This is a genomic window from Chelativorans multitrophicus, from assembly GCF_011317445.1.
Classification (GTDB): domain Bacteria; phylum Pseudomonadota; class Alphaproteobacteria; order Rhizobiales; family Rhizobiaceae; genus Chelativorans; species Chelativorans multitrophicus.
Map to the genome: position 1 here is coordinate 762,894 of NZ_JAAAPL010000002.1, position 15,695 is coordinate 778,588.

Annotated in this window: 17 protein-coding genes; 16 read left to right on the forward strand and 1 reads right to left on the reverse strand. The window is 61.0% G+C overall.

Translation table 11 applies throughout. The annotated features are described in order from the left end of the window. Positions 1 to 11 precede the first annotated feature (11 nt). The 9 genes from pcsA to GNP00_RS14390 all read left to right on the forward strand — a co-directional run bounded on the left by pcsA (position 12) and on the right by GNP00_RS14390 (position 10,086). A complete protein-coding gene (pcsA, locus tag GNP00_RS14350) occupies positions 12 to 743 on the forward strand; it encodes a phosphatidylcholine synthase (protein ID WP_011581033.1) in 732 nt (243 codons plus the stop codon). Between the two features lie 2 nt (positions 744 to 745). Next, the gene (locus GNP00_RS14355) at positions 746 to 1,723 is read left to right on the forward strand and encodes an NADPH:quinone reductase (RefSeq protein ID WP_011581032.1); all 978 of its coding nucleotides are present in this window, start codon (positions 746 to 748) and stop codon (positions 1,721 to 1,723) included. A 96-nt stretch (positions 1,724 to 1,819) separates the two neighbouring features. Continuing rightward, a complete protein-coding gene (locus tag GNP00_RS14360; RefSeq protein ID WP_011581031.1) occupies positions 1,820 to 3,388 on the forward strand; it encodes an ATP-binding cassette domain-containing protein in 1,569 nt (522 codons plus the stop codon). After that, positions 3,388 to 4,491: an ABC transporter permease gene (locus tag GNP00_RS14365; RefSeq protein ID WP_011581030.1), complete on the forward strand. Its 1,104-nt coding sequence runs from the start codon at positions 3,388 to 3,390 to the stop codon at positions 4,489 to 4,491. The genes GNP00_RS14360 and GNP00_RS14365 overlap by 1 nt, the downstream gene beginning before the upstream one ends. Next, a complete protein-coding gene (locus GNP00_RS14370; protein ID WP_011581029.1) occupies positions 4,484 to 5,398 on the forward strand; it encodes an ABC transporter permease in 915 nt (304 codons plus the stop codon). The genes GNP00_RS14365 and GNP00_RS14370 overlap by 8 nt, the downstream gene beginning before the upstream one ends. Positions 5,399 to 5,443: 45 nt before the next feature. After that, on the forward strand, positions 5,444 to 6,511 hold the full coding sequence (locus tag GNP00_RS14375; protein WP_011581028.1) for a BMP family ABC transporter substrate-binding protein: 1,068 nt from the start codon (positions 5,444 to 5,446) through the stop codon (positions 6,509 to 6,511). 128 nt (positions 6,512 to 6,639) lie between these two features. Then, entirely contained in the window at positions 6,640 to 7,281 is a 642-nt protein-coding gene (locus GNP00_RS14380) for a glutathione S-transferase family protein (RefSeq protein WP_011581027.1), read from the forward strand. Positions 7,282 to 7,568: 287 nt separating this feature from the next. Then, positions 7,569 to 9,293: a dihydroxy-acid dehydratase gene (gene ilvD / locus GNP00_RS14385; protein WP_041545353.1), complete on the forward strand. Its 1,725-nt coding sequence runs from the start codon at positions 7,569 to 7,571 to the stop codon at positions 9,291 to 9,293. Continuing rightward, entirely contained in the window at positions 9,280 to 10,086 is an 807-nt protein-coding gene (locus GNP00_RS14390; RefSeq protein ID WP_011581025.1) for a tetratricopeptide repeat protein, read from the forward strand. Before ilvD ends, GNP00_RS14390 begins: the two co-directional genes overlap by 14 nt. Before the next feature lie 26 nt (positions 10,087 to 10,112). Here GNP00_RS14390 and xth read toward each other — a convergent pair whose 3' ends face one another. Next, entirely contained in the window at positions 10,113 to 10,901 is a 789-nt protein-coding gene (gene xth, locus GNP00_RS14395) for an exodeoxyribonuclease III (protein ID WP_011581024.1), read from the reverse strand. Between the two features lie 149 nt (positions 10,902 to 11,050). On the opposite strand from xth, the gene GNP00_RS14400 reads away from it, so the two are divergent. From GNP00_RS14400 to GNP00_RS14430, 7 genes are all read left to right on the forward strand, one after another. Beyond that, a complete protein-coding gene (locus tag GNP00_RS14400; protein WP_246259453.1) occupies positions 11,051 to 11,473 on the forward strand; it encodes a DUF2188 domain-containing protein in 423 nt (140 codons plus the stop codon). Continuing rightward, positions 11,448 to 11,660 carry a hypothetical protein gene (locus GNP00_RS14405; protein WP_041544675.1) on the forward strand — a complete coding sequence of 71 codons (213 nt, stop codon included), beginning with the start codon at positions 11,448 to 11,450 and terminating at the stop codon, positions 11,658 to 11,660. Before GNP00_RS14400 ends, GNP00_RS14405 begins: the two co-directional genes overlap by 26 nt. Positions 11,661 to 11,757: 97 nt before the next feature. Continuing rightward, positions 11,758 to 12,069 carry a hypothetical protein gene (locus GNP00_RS14410; RefSeq protein ID WP_011581022.1) on the forward strand — a complete coding sequence of 104 codons (312 nt, stop codon included), beginning with the start codon at positions 11,758 to 11,760 and terminating at the stop codon, positions 12,067 to 12,069. Between the two features lie 454 nt (positions 12,070 to 12,523). Then, on the forward strand, positions 12,524 to 12,895 hold the full coding sequence (gene rpsL, locus GNP00_RS14415; RefSeq protein WP_011581021.1) for a 30S ribosomal protein S12: 372 nt from the start codon (positions 12,524 to 12,526) through the stop codon (positions 12,893 to 12,895). A 64-nt stretch (positions 12,896 to 12,959) separates the two neighbouring features. After that, complete coding sequence (gene rpsG, locus GNP00_RS14420; protein WP_011581020.1) at positions 12,960 to 13,430, forward strand: 30S ribosomal protein S7; 471 nt, start codon at positions 12,960 to 12,962, stop codon at positions 13,428 to 13,430. Between the two features lie 27 nt (positions 13,431 to 13,457). Further along, positions 13,458 to 15,548: an elongation factor G gene (fusA, locus tag GNP00_RS14425; protein WP_011581019.1), complete on the forward strand. Its 2,091-nt coding sequence runs from the start codon at positions 13,458 to 13,460 to the stop codon at positions 15,546 to 15,548. A gap of 59 nt (positions 15,549 to 15,607) precedes the next feature. Then, a partial coding sequence (locus GNP00_RS14430) for a GTP-binding protein (protein WP_235911641.1) occupies positions 15,608 to 15,695 on the forward strand: 88 nt, incomplete at its 3' end.

Sequence of the window (15,695 nt, forward strand, 5' to 3'; positions counted from 1 at the left end):
GGCTTTGACTGATGGCGCCGATAAGGAAGAAGAAGGTCACCGCACCGCAGGCGAAAGCCTTTTCGGTCCATCTTCTGACGGCATCCGGTTCCTTTCTGGCCTTCCTGTCGCTGGTCGCGGCGAGCGAGGGGCGATGGACGGCCATGTTCTGGTGGCTCGGCCTGGCTCTCCTGGTAGACGGGATCGACGGTCCCATTGCGCGCAAGCTGCAGGTGAAGGATGTGCTGCCCACCTGGTCCGGCGATCTGCTGGACAATGTCATCGACTATGTCACTTATGTGCTGATTCCCGCCTTTGCGCTTTATCAAAGCGGTTTCATGGGCGCGGGACTCTCTTTCCTTTCGGCCGCCATCATTGTCATTTCCAGCGCCATCTATTACGCCGATACCGGCATGAAGACGGAGGAGAACTTCTTTAAGGGTTTCCCGGTCGTCTGGAACATGATCGTATTCACCCTCTTCGTCATCGGACCGGGTGAATACGTCTCGTTCGGCGTGGTCTTGGTGTCAGCCATTCTTACCTTCGTGCCCGTTCACTTTCTTCATCCCGTACGCGTGGAGCGGCTGAGGGTTTTGAACCTGGGTGTCTTTCTTGCCTGGTGCGCATTCGGAGCGGTGGCCCTGCTGCAGGACCTGAAGGCGGGTGAGTGGGTGAAGGCCGGGATCGGCGCAACGGGGCTATATCTCTACTGCATAGGGGCCATCATGCAGGCGATCCCCCGGCTTGGAAGAAAGGGAGTTTGACGGTGGTGAAAGCGATCCGATTGCGCGAAACCGGCGGGCCGGAGATTCTGAGGCTGGAGGACTATGATCCTGGAAAGCCCGGGCCCGGCGAGGCCCTGATCGAGCAAAGGGCGATCGGCCTTAATTTTATCGACGTCTACCACCGCACGGGCCTTTACCCGACAGCAAAGCCTTTTACGCCCGGCAGTGAGGCTGCGGGTGTCGTCCTGGAGGTGGGCGAGGGCGTGGAGGACCTGAAGCCTGGCGATCGGGTTGCCTATTGCGTGGCCACTGGCGGCGCCTATGCCGAGCAGCGGCTTGTTCGCGCAGACCGGCTTGTGCGCGTGCCCGACGCGGTTTCGGACGAGCAGGCGGCAAGTGCTATGCTGAAGGGGCTTACCGCCTGGTACCTCCTGCGGCGAACATTTCCGGTAAAGGCAGGCGATACGATCCTTTGCCACGCGGCCGCAGGCGGCGTCGGGCTTGTGCTGGGCCAGTGGGCAAAGCATCTCGGGGCCAAGGTTATCGGTACGGCCGGTTCACCGGAAAAGGTGGAGCTTGCGAAGGCGCATGGTTACGACCATGTGATCGACTACACGAAAGAGGATTTCGTTGCTGCCGTGGGAGAGTTGACCTCAGGCGGCAAATGCGACGTTGTCTATGACTCGGTCGGCAAGGATACCTTCCCCGGTTCGCTCGACTGTCTGCGGCCGTTCGGCATGTTCGTCAGCTTCGGCCAATCCTCGGGCGTCGTGCCGCCGTTCAGCATCAACCTCCTGGCGCAGAAGGGGTCGCTCTTTGCGACACGACCGAGCCTATTCACCTATATCGCGGCAAGAAAGGACCTGGAGGAGGGCGCCCAAGAACTCTTCTCCATGATCGAAAGGGGTGCGGTGCAGGTGAGGGTGAACCAGCGCTATCCTCTTGCCGATGTGGGCAGGGCGCATAAGGATCTGGAAGCGCGGCGCACGACAGGCATGACAGTACTTATTCCAGGCTGAATAGCTTGAAGCACTTTCAACCCGGCGAACTCTATTGCATTGCCAGGAAGCGTGTCTACGATGAACCTGGGAACAAAAAAATGAACGGGAGATTTTGTGCGATCAGCACTTGAGGACCGGAGGGTGCCGCTTCTCGAGGCGCGTGGCCTGACGAAAATCTTCGGAACGCTCAGGGCCTGCGACCATATCGACCTGAAGATCGGCAGGGGGGAAATCCACGCGCTTCTGGGAGAGAACGGCGCGGGAAAATCGACACTCGTCAAAATGCTTTTCGGCGCGCTGGAACCGACCGAAGGCTCGATACTCTGGAAGGGCGAGCAGGTGGCGGTCTCCAGCCCCCGCGAGGCGCGGCGTATCGGCATCGGCATGGTCTTCCAGCATTTCTGCCTCTTCGACGCACTCACGGCGTCGGAAAACATCCTGGTTTCTCTGGACGATCCCGCTCCAGCCGGCGCGGTGACGGCCCGCGCCCGCGACATCTCTAAGGCGTATGGTCTACCGGTCGACCCCAACGCTCATGTGGGCGATCTTTCCGTTGGCGAACGCCAGCGCATCGAGATCATCCGCTGTCTTTTGCAGAATCCGGAACTGATCATACTTGACGAGCCGACCTCCGTTCTCACTCCTCAGGAGGCGGACAGGCTGTTCGAAGCGCTGGAAAAGCTCAAAGAAGAAGGTCGCTCAATCCTCTACATCTCGCATCGTCTGGAAGAGGTGAAACGCATCTGCGACCGGGCGACCGTGCTGCGCCAAGGCAAGGTGGTGTCCGAATGCGATCCGCGGAAGGAGACCGCGTCCTCGCTCGCGCGGATGATGGTCGGCAATGAGGTGCAGCCTGTGGTACGGGACAAGCCCGCCGTGCAGAGCGAGGCGCTTTTGGAAGTCCGCGATCTCGACCGGAAGGCGGGCCATCCGTTCGCCGTTGCGCTGTCAGGGATCAATCTATCCGTACGCGCGGGTGAGATCCTCGGTGTTGCCGGCGTTGCCGGCAACGGGCAAGGTGAGTTGTTCGAGGCCGTTTCCGGCGAGGCTTTACAGGAGCGGGCGGACCAAGTGCGCATTCGCGGCAAGGATGCCGGCCGCCGGGATATTTCCGAGCGCCGTCTCATGGGCGCGGCCTTCGTGCCGGAAGAGAGGCTGGGCCATGCCGCCGCGCCGGCCATGACGCTGTCGCAGAACCTGCTGCTCTCTCGCTATCGTACCGACGCGCGGGCATTTCTCAACCGCCTCGGGATGATCCGCAACAGCCTCATCGCTCATGCCGCTCAACGCGTCTCGAGCGCGATGGATGTACGCAAGGGTGTGGAAGATCCCGAAGCTTCCGCGCTTTCTGGCGGAAACCTGCAAAAATTCGTGATCGGACGCGAGCTCGACCGCCAGCCGCTGGTCATGGTCGTCAATCAGCCGACCTGGGGCGTCGATGCGGGAGCTGCTGCGCGCATCCGCCAGGCGCTCATCGACCTTGCCAAAAGCGGCTCCGCGGTGCTTGTCATCAGCCAGGATCTCGACGAACTCTTCGAGATCTGCGACGCGATTGCCGTCATGCACGGGGGAAGGCTCTCCGCACCCATTCCAATCGGCGACGCCACCTATGAGAAGATCGGTTTGCTCATGGGCGGCGCGGAGCCGGGCCATGCCGCTGTTTCGCAGGCGGAGGCCGTCTGATGCGCATCGAGCTCGTAAAAAGGCCACAGCAGTCAGTTCTCTTCAGCGTGCTTTCGCCATTTATCGCGCTGGCGCTCACCTTGATCGCTGGGGCACTGCTGTTCCTTCTCCTCGGCAAGGATCCAGTCAACACGCTCTACGTCTTCTTTATCGAGCCGCTGCGAGAGACCTGGTCTCTGCACGAGCTCGCGGTGAAGGCCGCGCCCCTGATTCTCATCGCAATCGGCCTTTCCGTGTGCTTTCTTTCCAACAACTGGAATATCGGCGCTGAGGGGCAGTTCATCATCGGCGCAATGGCGGGATCGATCCTGCCGGTGATGTTTCCGGACTTCCAATCCTGGATCGTCCTGCCTCTGATGCTTCTCATGGGCATCGCCGGCGGAGCGGCCTATGCGGCAGTTCCGGCCGTTCTCAAGGTTCGGTTCAACACCAACGAGATCCTGACCAGCCTGATGCTGGTCTATGTGGCCCAGCTTTTCCTCGATTGGATGGTTCGCGGACCCTGGCGCAATCCGGAAGGCTTCAACTTTCCCGAAACGCGCAGCTTTCACGAATATGCCATTCTGCCGGAAATCTGGTCCGCCTCGGGCCGGGCGCACTGGGGCTTCATCTTCGGGCTGGTGGCCGCGCTGGCATTGTGGTTCATGATGACGAAGACGTTGAGGGGCTTCGAAATAAAAGTGCTCGGCCAAAGCCCCCGTGCAGGCCGCTTCGCCGGCTTCTCTCAAGGGCGCATTGTTTTCTTCGCTTTTCTTTTGTCCGGTGCGCTCGCGGGTCTTGCCGGCCTTTCGGAGGTTTCCGGTGCGATCGGGCAATTGAGGCCCGTCATCTCCCCGGGCTACGGGTTCACCGCGATCATCGTCGCCTTCCTGGGCCGGCTCAATCCGCTCGGCGTCGTAGCCGCAGGGCTGGTGCTGGCGCTCACATATCTCGGCGGGGAGGCGGCGCAGATCTCGGTCGGCCTTTCGGACAAAGTGGTGCGCGTCTTCCAGGGCATGATCCTGTTCTTTGTGCTGGCGGGGGACACGTTCATCCATTACCGGATCCGCTTCGTCTCAGCGCCCGCAGCAGCGGCCGGGGAGGCCTCGCGCGCAAATGTTTGAAGCGATCCTGATCACAATCGCCACCGCTGCGACGCCGCTTTTGCTGGCTTCAATGGGCGAGCTCGTCGTCGAGCGTTCGGGCGTGCTCAATCTTGGTGTAGAGGGGATGATGATCATGGGCGCGGTGACCGGCTTCGGCGTTGCGGCCATGACCGGTTCGGCCTGGCTCGGCGTTTTCGCCGCAGCCATCGTGGGCACCCTGTTCTCCCTGCTCTTCGGATTCCTGACGCTGACTCTCGTTACCAACCAGGTGGCGACCGGCCTGTCGCTGACGCTTTTGGGTCTCGGTCTCTCCTCCATGATCGGGGAGAGCTTCGTCGGCCGCGCCGGTGTGCGGCTCGGCGCGCTCGATATCCCTTACCTCACGGAAATCCCCTATATCGGGCGGCTGATCTTCGGTCAGGACCCGCTATGTTACATCTCCTTGCTTTTGACGGCGGGTGTCTCCTGGTTTCTGTTCCGCACGCGCGCCGGACTGACGCTCCGCTCGGTCGGCGACAATCACAGTTCCGCCCATGCACTCGGCATCCCCGTGATCCGCATCCGTTACCTCGCGGTCATGTTTGGCGGTGCCTGCGCGGGATTGGCGGGAGCCTATCTTTCGCTCGTCTACGTGCCGCAATGGGTGGAGAATATGACGGCCGGCCGTGGCTGGATTGCGCTGGCGCTGGTGGTTTTCGCCTCCTGGCGTCCATGGCGCGTTCTGGCCGGCGCCTATCTGTTCGGCGCCGTCACAATCGGCCAACTGCATGCGCAGGCGCTCGGCTACGGAATCCCCCCGCAACTGCTTTCTTCTCTTCCCTATCTGGCGACAATCATCGTTCTCGTTCTAATCTCTCGGAACAGACGACTGACGATGATGAACACACCGGCTTCACTGGGGCGGCCGTTCGTTCCGGATCGCTAGCAAAGGCGGATAGGCCCCAGGGCAAACTGAAAGAGGACAACGGCAATGAAAAGAATACTGGCAGCCCTGGCGGCTTCCGCGGTGCTCGCGGTTCCAGGTGCAGCATTGGCGCAGGACAAGGTCAAGGCGTGCTTCGTCTATGTGGGCCCCAAAACCGACGGCGGTTGGACCGAGGCGCATGACAAAGGTCGTCTTTTTGTGGAGGAGCAACTCGGCGACAAGGTCGAGACGGCTTTTGTGGAGAATGTCGCCGAAGGTCCGGACGCCCAGCGCGCCATCGAGCGCTTCGCCCGCGCGGACTGCGATATCGTCTTCACCACCTCATTCGGCTTCATGGACGCCACGCTGGCGGTCGCCAAGAGGTTCCCGGATGTGAAGTTCGAGCACGCCACCGGCTACAAGACCGCCGAAAACATGGCGACCTACAACTCACGTTTTTATGAGGGCCGCTATATCCAGGGCGTTATCGCCGGGCATATGTCGGAGAAGGGGGAGGCGGGCTATGTCGCTTCCTTCCCAATTCCGGAAGTGGTGATGGGCATCAACGCCTTCATGCTGGGTGCCCAGTCAGTCAATCCGGACTTCAAGCTGAAAGTGGTGTGGGCCAACACCTGGCACGACGCGGCCCGGGAGGCGGATGCCGCCAAGGCGCTGATCGACCAGGGCGTCGATATCATCACTCAGCACACCGACTCGACCGCGCCCGTGCAGGTGGCGGCCGAGCGTGGCATCAAGGCCTTCGGCCAGGCGTCCGACATGATCGCTTTCGGACCCGAGACGCAGCTCACCGCCATTGTGGACACCTGGGGCGCCTATTACGTCAAGCGCATCCAGGCGGTGATCGACGGCACCTGGGAACCGGGCGCAATCTGGGAAGGACTGAAAGAGGGCATCTTGACCATGGCGCCCTACACCAACATGCCGGACGATGTGAAAGCGACTGCCGAAGAGACCGAAGCGAAAATCAAATCCGGCGAGCTTCACCCGTTCACAGGCCCCGTCAACAGGCAGGACGGAACGCCTTGGCTTGCTGAGGGCGAAGTCGCGGACGACGCCACGCTGCTCGGCATGAACTTCTACGTGGAAGGAATCGACGACAAGCTGCCGAACTGAAGCGGACGTTCAGTCACCATAACGAAGGGCGGCTTCGAAGCCGCCCTTTTCCTTGCCAAGGCCCTCCTGACAGCAGGATGTCAGGAGCATCCTGATATGGTGGCCGTGTTCAAGGCAAGGAGAGAAACATGCTTACGTTCTACCATGCGCCTTGGTCGCGCTCTTCCGCCATCCTCTGGCTTCTGGAGGAACTCGGTATCGATTATCGGATGGAACTCGTGGACATTCGCGCCGGGGCACCTGAGGAGTATCGCCTGATCCAGCCCAGCAAGAAAGTGCCGGCGATCGATCACGATGGGACCATTGTTACGGAGCGCGCCGCCATTGCCATTTATCTGGGTGATGCTTTCCCCGAAGCCGGGCTTGCGCCGGCGATCGGCGATGCCGATCGCGCCGAGTATCTTACGATGCTCGTCTATCACGATGCGGTCTTTGACCCTGTCATATCGGCCAAGGTGAAAGGGCTGAGCTATATCAGCAACGACTACTCATTCGGCCTGTTTGACGACATGGTGGCCAATATGGAACGCAAGCTGTCACAGCGCCCGTTCGTCGCCGGAGACAGGTTCACCCTCGCCGACGTGATCTTCGGAGCGGGCATTAACTTCACCATGAATATTCTGAAAGGACTGCCGGAGCGACCGGTTTTCAAGGATTATCTAGCACGCGTGACGGATAGACCGTCCTATAAGCGCAGCCAGGACCAGGATGCTGCGCTTGCCGCACAGGTGCCTGCATTTCAGGCAATGTTCGCACAGAAGGGAATGTAGCAAGCGCCTTCAAACTGGCGCGGATCACCGCTCTGCGGCGGATTTCCGCGCCTCGCCTGGCTCAACCCCGATGGCTCGCTCCCGCCAATCCGGCTCCTGAGAATTATGAAACCATCAGCGCTCCGTTGCACGACGGCAACACTTTCTCAAGATGCAATAGGCTAAAAGGGGGTGGGGACAGGTCGCCAATTTCCCGCCATAAAACAGGCGCACCGAGAAATCTCTCGAATGCGCCATCCATAGTTGTGCGTTTGGAGATTGACGGCCGCGAGGCGGTGAAGGTGATGATGGACGCTCGTGCGATATCGAAGGAAAAGCTGCCCAGCCGCTACGTTACCGTAGGGCCGGCGCGGGCGCCGCACAGGTCTTATCTTTACGCGATGGGGCTCTCGGCGGAAGAGATCGCTCAGCCGCTGGTCGGCGTGGCGACGTGCTGGAACGAGGCTGCGCCCTGCAACATCTCGCTGATGCGCCAGGCGCAAGTGGTGAAAAAGGGCGTCGCGGCAGCCAAAGGCACGCCCCGCGAGTTCACAACGATTACCGTTACTGATGGCATCGCCATGGGCCACCAGGGCATGAAGGCGTCGCTGGCCTCGCGCGAGGTAATCGCGGATTCTGTGGAACTCACCATGCGCGGCCATTGCTATGACGCGCTTGTCGGCCTTGCGGGTTGTGACAAATCCCTGCCGGGGATGATGATGGCCATGGTGCGCCTCAATGTGCCGTCGGTCTTCATCTATGGCGGTTCGATCCTGCCTGGCACCTGGCGCGGGCGGCAGATCACCGTTCAAGACGTTTTCGAGGCGGTCGGCCAGCATTCGGTTGGCTCCATTTCCGACGACGAGCTGATGGAAATCGAGCAAGCCGCTTGTCCCTCGGCCGGTTCCTGCGGCGCTCAATTCACGGCCAACACCATGGCGACCGTTGCCGAGGCGATTGGGCTGGCGCTTCCTTATTCCTGCGGTGCGCCTGCGCCTTACGAGATGCGCGATCGCTTCAACTATGCCGCCGGCGAGAAGGTGATGGAACTGGTGGCCAAGCAGATACGGCCGCGTGACATCGTGACCCGGAAGGCGCTTGAAAACGCCGCGGCCGTGGTTGCCGCGTCGGGGGGCTCCACCAATGCGGCATTGCATTTGCCGGCCATCGCTCATGAAGCCGGGATTGAATTCGACCTTTTCGACGTCGCGGAAGTGTTCAAGAGAACACCCTATGTCGCCGATTTGAAGCCGGGCGGCAAATATGTCGCCAAGGACATGTTCGAGGCGGGCGGCATTCCGCTGCTCATGAAGACCTTGCTCGACCATGGCTATCTGCATGGCGACTGCATGACCGTCACCGGCCGCACGCTTGCGGAGAACATGGAACGCGTCGAGTGGAACGATGCGCAGGACGTGGTTTATCCGGCTGACAAGCCGCTGAGCCCGACGGGCGGCGTCGTGGGCCTTAAAGGCAATCTCGCGCCGGATGGGGCAATCGTGAAGGTTGCAGGCATGAAGAACCTGCGCTTCTCCGGCCCCGCGCGCTGCTTCGATTCGGAAGAGGAATGCTTCGCCGCGGTTTCCGAGCGCCGCTATAAGGAAGGCGAGGTGCTGGTGATCCGCTACGAAGGTCCGAAAGGCGGGCCGGGCATGCGTGAAATGCTCGCCACCACCGCGGCCCTTTACGGGCAGGGCATGGGCGACAAGGTGGCGCTGATCACGGACGGGCGGTTTTCAGGCGCGACCCGCGGCTTCTGTATCGGTCATGTCGGGCCGGAAGCAGCAGTGGGCGGGCCGATAGGGCTTCTCAATGACGGCGACATCATAACCATCGATGCGGTGGCAGGCACGATCGACGTGGCGCTCGGCGAAGCGGAACTGGCCGAACGCCGCGCTGCCTGGAGGCCGCGCGAAAGCGAATATCGGTCCGGCGCGATCTGGAAATACGCGCAGGGCGTGGGCCCGGCGCGGTATGGCGCGGTGACGCATCCCGGCGCCCAGAAAGAAACGCACTGCTATGCGGATATCTGAGCAAATCATAGGCCGGCTCATCGCCGGGGCCCTCCTGTTGTTCGGGGCGCTCGGTCCCGCGGCTGCGCTTGACGAGAAGGCCGTCGTGCAGCAGCCCTCGCGCAATCCCCTTGCCGTGTTTCGCTTCGGCTTTTCGGCCTACAAGCGCGGAGAGAAGCAGGAAGCGGTCGAGGCCTATCGCTATGCTGCCGAAAACGGGCAGGTGGGCGCACGCTGGAAACTCGCCCGCATGTATGCGGAAGGTGACGGCGTAGCGCGCAACGATTACGAGGCGTTCAAGTTCTTTTCAGCGGTCGCTCAACAGGACGTGCAGCCTGGAAGCCGCGAGGAAAGCTATGTCTCGGATGCGCTGGTGGCGGTGGGCAATTATCTGCGGCGCGGCATACCCGGCTCACCGGTTGCCGCCAATCCCACAATCGCGCTTGAATACTACATGCGGGCGGCCGCCACCTATCGCAATGCGGATGCGCAATTCCAGCTCGGCCGTATGTTCCTCTCCGGCGAGGGCGGTGCGAAAAGCGTGCAGCAGGCAGCCCGTTGGCTGCAGCTAGCGGCTGAAAAGGGTCATGTGGGAGCACAGGCCACGCTTGGCAATCTCCTCTTCCAGAGCGGCAAGGTGGTGCGGGGGCTGGCTTTGATGACCACGGCGCTGGACACTGCGCAGAAGCGGGCACCTGCCGATATCGCCTGGATTCGCGCGATGCAGGAGGAAGCTTTTGCACTTGCGGGCGAATCGGATCGCCGCACCGCAATTGCGCTTGCTCAAGACTACTTGGCGAACGGGCTAGAGTAGGCAGCCACCGGCTTCTCGAAGCAATTCTAGGCCGCGATTCGCAGGTCCACCACCACCGGAACGTGGTCCGACGGCTTTTCCCATGCGCGCGTGTGCTTCTGGACGGAAGCGGAGGCGATCCGGTCGGCAGCTTCCGGCGACAGCATCAGGTGGTCGATCCGGATGCCGTTGTTCTTCTGCCATGCCCCTGCCTGATAGTCCCAGAACGTATATGTGCCCGGCTCGTTGGTTGCGGAGCGCAGCGCGTCGGTGAAGCCCAGATTGCAGAGGCGGCGGAAGGCCTGCCGGCTCTCCGGCTGGTAGAGCGCGTCCCCCAGCCAGTTCTCAGGGTTCTTGGCATCCGCCGGTTCGGGAATCACATTATAATCACCGGCCAGCACCAGAGGCTCTTCCAGCATCAGCCGGCGCTTCGCCCAAAGCTCCAGCCGGTCCATCCAGGCGAGCTTATAGGCGAATTTCTCGCTGGCGATGGGATTGCCGTTGGGCAGGTAGAGCGATGCCACGCGCAGCGCACCGCCTTCGGTTGAGAACACACCCTCAATGAAGCGCGCCTGTTCGTCGCCGTCATTGCCCGGCAGGCCGCGGCTGACCTCGTCGAATCTGAGTTTTGAGAGAAGGGCGACGCCGTTGAAACCCTTCTGCCCGTGGGTTTCAACATGATAACCCAGTGCCTCAATCGGCTCACGAGGGAACTGCTCGTCAAGAGACTTGATCTCCTGAAGGCACACGATGTCCGGATTGGCCTCCTGCAGCCAGTGCACGAGGTTTTCGATGCGCGCCTTGACGCCATTGATGTTCCAGGTGGCGATTTTCATGAGCACGAATCCAGAACTGCACCGCGGGAGCAGCACACTAGCTCAATTGGGCCGCCCGTCAAAGCGGCGATGCCGTAGTCGGCAAGTTCCCAAGGAACAACCGGTAGATGCGAGCGTTGGGTGCGAGGTTTGCTCAAGGAGACCCTCGCATGCGCCTGATCATTGCTGCTCTCGGACTTTACGGCGTGTACCGGTTCCTGCTCCGCCGGCCACGGCGCGGTCCGCGCGCATTGCTTCCTGACCTGCGGGAGCGGCCGAGGCGCCCCAGGCGGGTGCGGCAGGTGGTTTATAGACTGGTCGAGCATGATGGCGGCTGGGCTTACAAGGTCGGCGACGTGTTCTCCGAGTCCTATCCGACGCGCCAGGAAGCGGTGCGGGCAGCCGAGCAGGCCGCAGCTGCCCACAGGAGCGAAGGCAGTGACACCCTGATCGAATACCAGGATCGGTATGGCCGCTGGCACGAGGAAGTGGAGAGTGGGGACAGTCGACCGGAAACCCGGGTAGAACCGGCGGCCCATGGTCGGCAAGCGCAGGAAGAAAGGGCAAATGGCACAGAACAACCGCGGACCTAAAGGGAAAAGAACCGACCGCCGGGCAATCCTGATCACCGCGATCGTCGTGCTGATAGCGTTGGTTCTTTTCGTAATTTACGATGGCGGGTTCCGGACCGCGTCAGACACGATGTCGGGCGGACCAGACGAGGACACGATCGCGCCGCAAACAGAAGAGACAGCACCGGAAAGTCCTGGCGTGCAGTGACATTTGGGGCCTGGCGCCAGCGTTCTGACCGACCTTATCGGTTTATGCGGAACGATTCCCGCTTTCGCTCGTTGGGAGGCGTAGCGGAGGAAGGACGTTGCAAATCATCGATACCGTTGTTTCACGGGAAGGTAAGAACAGCGCATGGGTCAATGTGGTGTTTCTGGGAGACAGCGGAGAATCAGTGTCTGTGCGTGTACCCTGCACCATGCCTGCAGGCACTGAGATAGGGCGCAATTTCATCGTGAAGCGAGCCACCGTGCTCCTGCGCACTCTCGTTGATTGTGATGCCTTCAATACGCTCGGAGAAAGAGCGTGGTCACCCCACAAAGGCCGTTTCGGCGTGCCTGCTGATCCTCTCACTATCCGTGATACGGTGGGGTCTTGGTCCAGAACTGGTAAGGAATGATTCCGGTCGGCGCTTCAGGGCGCTGCCGGAGGATTTTGCCATATCGAGGCCGGAAACATCATACGCGGTCTGGAAACCCTGCGATTTTATCCCATATTCAGCCGAACGGAAATTTTTCGCGGCGAGTGATCGTTGGTGGCCGGCATTGGCGCAACATAATTGCTGATGCGGGGTTGACGGGTGAGCCGGTTGCGCGTATTACCCGCCGCGTCTGAGCCGATGTGAGGCCTTTCTTTCCGGGACGACGCGTCCTGGAGCTTGAGCCTCAAACAGGGTTCGTTTTAACGAGCGACAGACTTCCGGGGCAAGAAGCGGAATCCGCTTCCTCTGCATGTGTTCGGGCCGGACCGCGTAACCGCGGTTTGATGCCCGAATTTGCATTAGGAACGATGTTTTCGTGCGAAATGGAACCTGGGTTCGCTTAGGACACGAGATTGTAACAAGGGAAGGTTTGATGCCGACCGTAAACCAGCTGATAGCCAAGCCGCGCAAGGCGCCGGTAAAGCGCAATAAGGTGCCCGCCATGGAGGCGAACCCGCAGAAGCGGGGTGTGTGCACACGCGTCTACACGACGTCGCCCAAGAAGCCGAACTCGGCCATGCGCAAGGTGGCAAAAATCAGGCTTGCCAATGGCTTCGAGGTGATCGGCTATATTCCGGGTGAAGGTCATAACCTGCAGGAGCACTCCGTGGTGATGATCCGCGGCGGCCGCGTGAAGGATCTTCCCGGTGTGCGCTACCACATCATCCGCGGCGTGCTGGACACGCAAGGTGTGAAAAGCCGTAAGCAACGCCGTTCCAAGTACGGCGCGAAGCGTCCGAAGTAAGGTTTCCCGGCTTCGGCGCTTTTTTCTTTTAAGTGCCGGGCCTTGAAGGTGAGAGACGAAGAAGATGTCCCGACGTCACCGTGCAGAAAAGCGCGAGATCAACCCGGACCCGAAATTCGGGGACACGGTTGTCACCAAGTTCATGAACGCCATCATGTTCGAGGGCAAGAAGTCCGTCGCCGAGCGGATCGTCTATGGTGCGCTCGACCAGGTGCAGGAAAAGACGAAGCAGGAGCCGGTGGCGGTTTTCCATCAGGCGCTCGACAATGTCGCGCCGCATGTGGAGGTTCGCTCCCGCCGCGTCGGCGGCGCCACCTACCAGGTCCCCGTCGATGTGCGTCCGGAGCGCCGTCAGGCGCTCGCCATCCGCTGGCTGATTTCGGCTGCGCGCGGGCGTAATGAGAAGACCATGGTCGAGCGCCTTTCCGGCGAGTTGCTGGATGCTTCCAGCAATCGCGGCACTGCGGTGAAGAAGCGCGAGGACACGCACAAGATGGCCGAGGCCAACCGCGCATTCTCGCATTACCGCTGGTAAGCGAGATAAGAAGAAGAGGACCTCACGATGGCCCGCGAATTCAAAATCGAAGACTACCGAAATTTCGGTATCATGGCGCATATCGACGCCGGCAAGACGACAACGACCGAGCGCATCCTGTACTACACGGGCAAGTCGCACAAAATCGGCGAAGTCCATGACGGCGCGGCCACCATGGATTGGATGGAGCAGGAGCAGGAGCGCGGCATCACCATCACGTCTGCCGCGACCACGACCTTCTGGAAGGGCCGTGACGAGAAGCTGCGCCGCTTCAACATCATCGACACGCCGGGCCACGTGGACTTCACGATCGAGGTGGAACGTTCGCTGCGCGTGCTCGACGGCGCCATCGCACTGCTCGACGCCAATGCAGGCGTGGAGCCGCAGACCGAGACGGTGTGGCGGCAGGCCGACAAGTATCACGTGCCGCGCATGATCTTCTGTAACAAGATGGACAAGATTGGCGCCGACTTCTACCGCTCGGTGGAGATGGTAAAGAGCCGCCTTGGCGCCACGGCCGTCGTCATGCAGCTTCCCATTGGCGCCGAGAGCGATTTCAAAGGCGTCATTGATCTCGTTGAAATGAAGGCGCTCATCTGGCGTGACGAGACGCTGGGCGCCGCCTGGGACGTGGTCGAGATCCCGGCCGAATTCAAGGAAAAGGCCGAAGAGTATCGTGAAAAGCTGATCGAGGCTGCCGTCGAGATGGATGAAGGCGCCATGGAGCGCTACCTCGAGGGCGAGATGCCATCGATCGAGGAGATCCGCGCACTCGTCCGCAAGGGCACGATCGAGGTCAAATTCTTCCCGATGTTCTGCGGCTCGGCCTTCAAGAACAAGGGCGTGCAGCCGCTGCTTGACGCGGTGGTCGACTTCCTGCCCTCGCCGATCGACATTCCCGCCATCAAGGGTGTGGATGCCAAGACCGAGGAGCCGATCGAGCGTCATGCGGAGGATAGCGAACCTCTCTCGATGCTCGCCTTCAAGATCATGAACGATCCCTTCGTGGGTTCGCTCACCTTCTGCCGTATCTATTCAGGCGTGCTCAAGAAGGGCGTCTCGCTTGAGAACACTGTGAAAGGTAAGCGCGAGCGCATCGGCCGCATGCTGCAGATGCACGCAAATTCGCGAGAGGATATCGAGGAAGCCTATGCGGGCGATATCGTGGCGCTCGCCGGTCTCAAGGAGACCACCACGGGCGATACCCTCTGTGACCCGCTGAAGCCGGTTATCCTGGAGCGGATGGAGTTTCCTGAGCCGGTCATCCAGATCGCCATCGAGCCGAAGACCAAGGGCGACCAGGAAAAGATGGGTCTTGCGCTCAATCGCCTGGCGGCCGAGGATCCTTCCTTCCGTGTCAAGACGGATGAAGAGAGCGGCCAGACCATCATCGCCGGCATGGGCGAGCTTCACCTCGACATCATTGTCGACCGCATGAAGCGCGAGTTCAAGGTCGAGGCAAATATCGGCGCGCCGCAGGTGGCGTATCGCGAGACGATCACCAAAACCGCCGAGATCGACTACACCCACAAGAAGCAGACAGGCGGCTCGGGCCAGTTCGCGCGTGTCAAGATCGTCTTCGAGCCCAATCCCGACGGCGAGGATTTCCTGTTCGAGTCCAAGATTGTCGGCGGATCGGTTCCAAAGGAATATGTCCCCGGCGTCCAGAAGGGCATCGAGAGCGTTCTTTCCTCCGGTCCGATCGCCGGATTTCCGATGCTGGGCGTGAAGGCGACGCTGGTGGATGGCGCCTATCACGATGTCGACTCCTCGGTGCTCGCCTTCGAAATCGCCGCCCGTGCGGCTTTCCGCGAGGGTGCGCAGAAGGCGGGTGCTCAGCTCCTCGAGCCGATCATGAAGGTCGAGGTCGTGACACCGGAAGAGTATGTGGGCAGCGTGATCGGCGACCTGAACTCGCGGCGCGGTCAGATCCAGGGGCAGGAGGCGCGCGGCGTTGCCGTCGTCGTCAATGCCATGGTGCCGCTCGCCAACATGTTCAAGTACGTGGATAATCTGCGTTCGATGTCGCAGGGCCGCGCCCAGTACACGATGCAGTTCGACCATTATGAGCCGGTCCCCAGCGCTGTGGCGCAGGAGATCCAGAAGAAGTTCGCGTGATCGCCCGAAGGGCGCACTAACAGAAGGCCTGACAAGGCAGAAAGTAACGGAGACCTCACATGGCCAAAGGTAAATTTGAGCGCACGAAGCCGCATGTGAACATCGGGACGATTGGTCACGTCGACCATGGGAAGACGTCTCTGACGG

Coding starts and splice junctions, on each gene's coding strand:
- GNP00_RS14405 (WP_041544675.1), top strand. CDS start 11,448: ATGGCACAGAACAACCGCGGACCTAAAGGGAAAAGAACCGACCGCCGG.
- GNP00_RS14400 (WP_246259453.1), top strand. CDS start 11,051: ATGCGCCTGATCATTGCTGCTCTCGGACTTTACGGCGTGTACCGGTTC.
- GNP00_RS14380 (WP_011581027.1), top strand. CDS start 6,640: ATGCTTACGTTCTACCATGCGCCTTGGTCGCGCTCTTCCGCCATCCTC.
- pcsA (WP_011581033.1), top strand. CDS start 12: ATGGCGCCGATAAGGAAGAAGAAGGTCACCGCACCGCAGGCGAAAGCC.
- ilvD (WP_041545353.1), top strand. CDS start 7,569: ATGGACGCTCGTGCGATATCGAAGGAAAAGCTGCCCAGCCGCTACGTT.
- GNP00_RS14365 (WP_011581030.1), top strand. CDS start 3,388: ATGCGCATCGAGCTCGTAAAAAGGCCACAGCAGTCAGTTCTCTTCAGC.
- fusA (WP_011581019.1), top strand. CDS start 13,458: ATGGCCCGCGAATTCAAAATCGAAGACTACCGAAATTTCGGTATCATG.
- rpsL (WP_011581021.1), top strand. CDS start 12,524: ATGCCGACCGTAAACCAGCTGATAGCCAAGCCGCGCAAGGCGCCGGTA.
- rpsG (WP_011581020.1), top strand. CDS start 12,960: ATGTCCCGACGTCACCGTGCAGAAAAGCGCGAGATCAACCCGGACCCG.
- xth (WP_011581024.1), bottom strand. CDS start 10,901: ATGAAAATCGCCACCTGGAACATCAATGGCGTCAAGGCGCGCATCGAA.
- GNP00_RS14375 (WP_011581028.1), top strand. CDS start 5,444: ATGAAAAGAATACTGGCAGCCCTGGCGGCTTCCGCGGTGCTCGCGGTT.
- GNP00_RS14390 (WP_011581025.1), top strand. CDS start 9,280: ATGCGGATATCTGAGCAAATCATAGGCCGGCTCATCGCCGGGGCCCTC.
- GNP00_RS14370 (WP_011581029.1), top strand. CDS start 4,484: ATGTTTGAAGCGATCCTGATCACAATCGCCACCGCTGCGACGCCGCTT.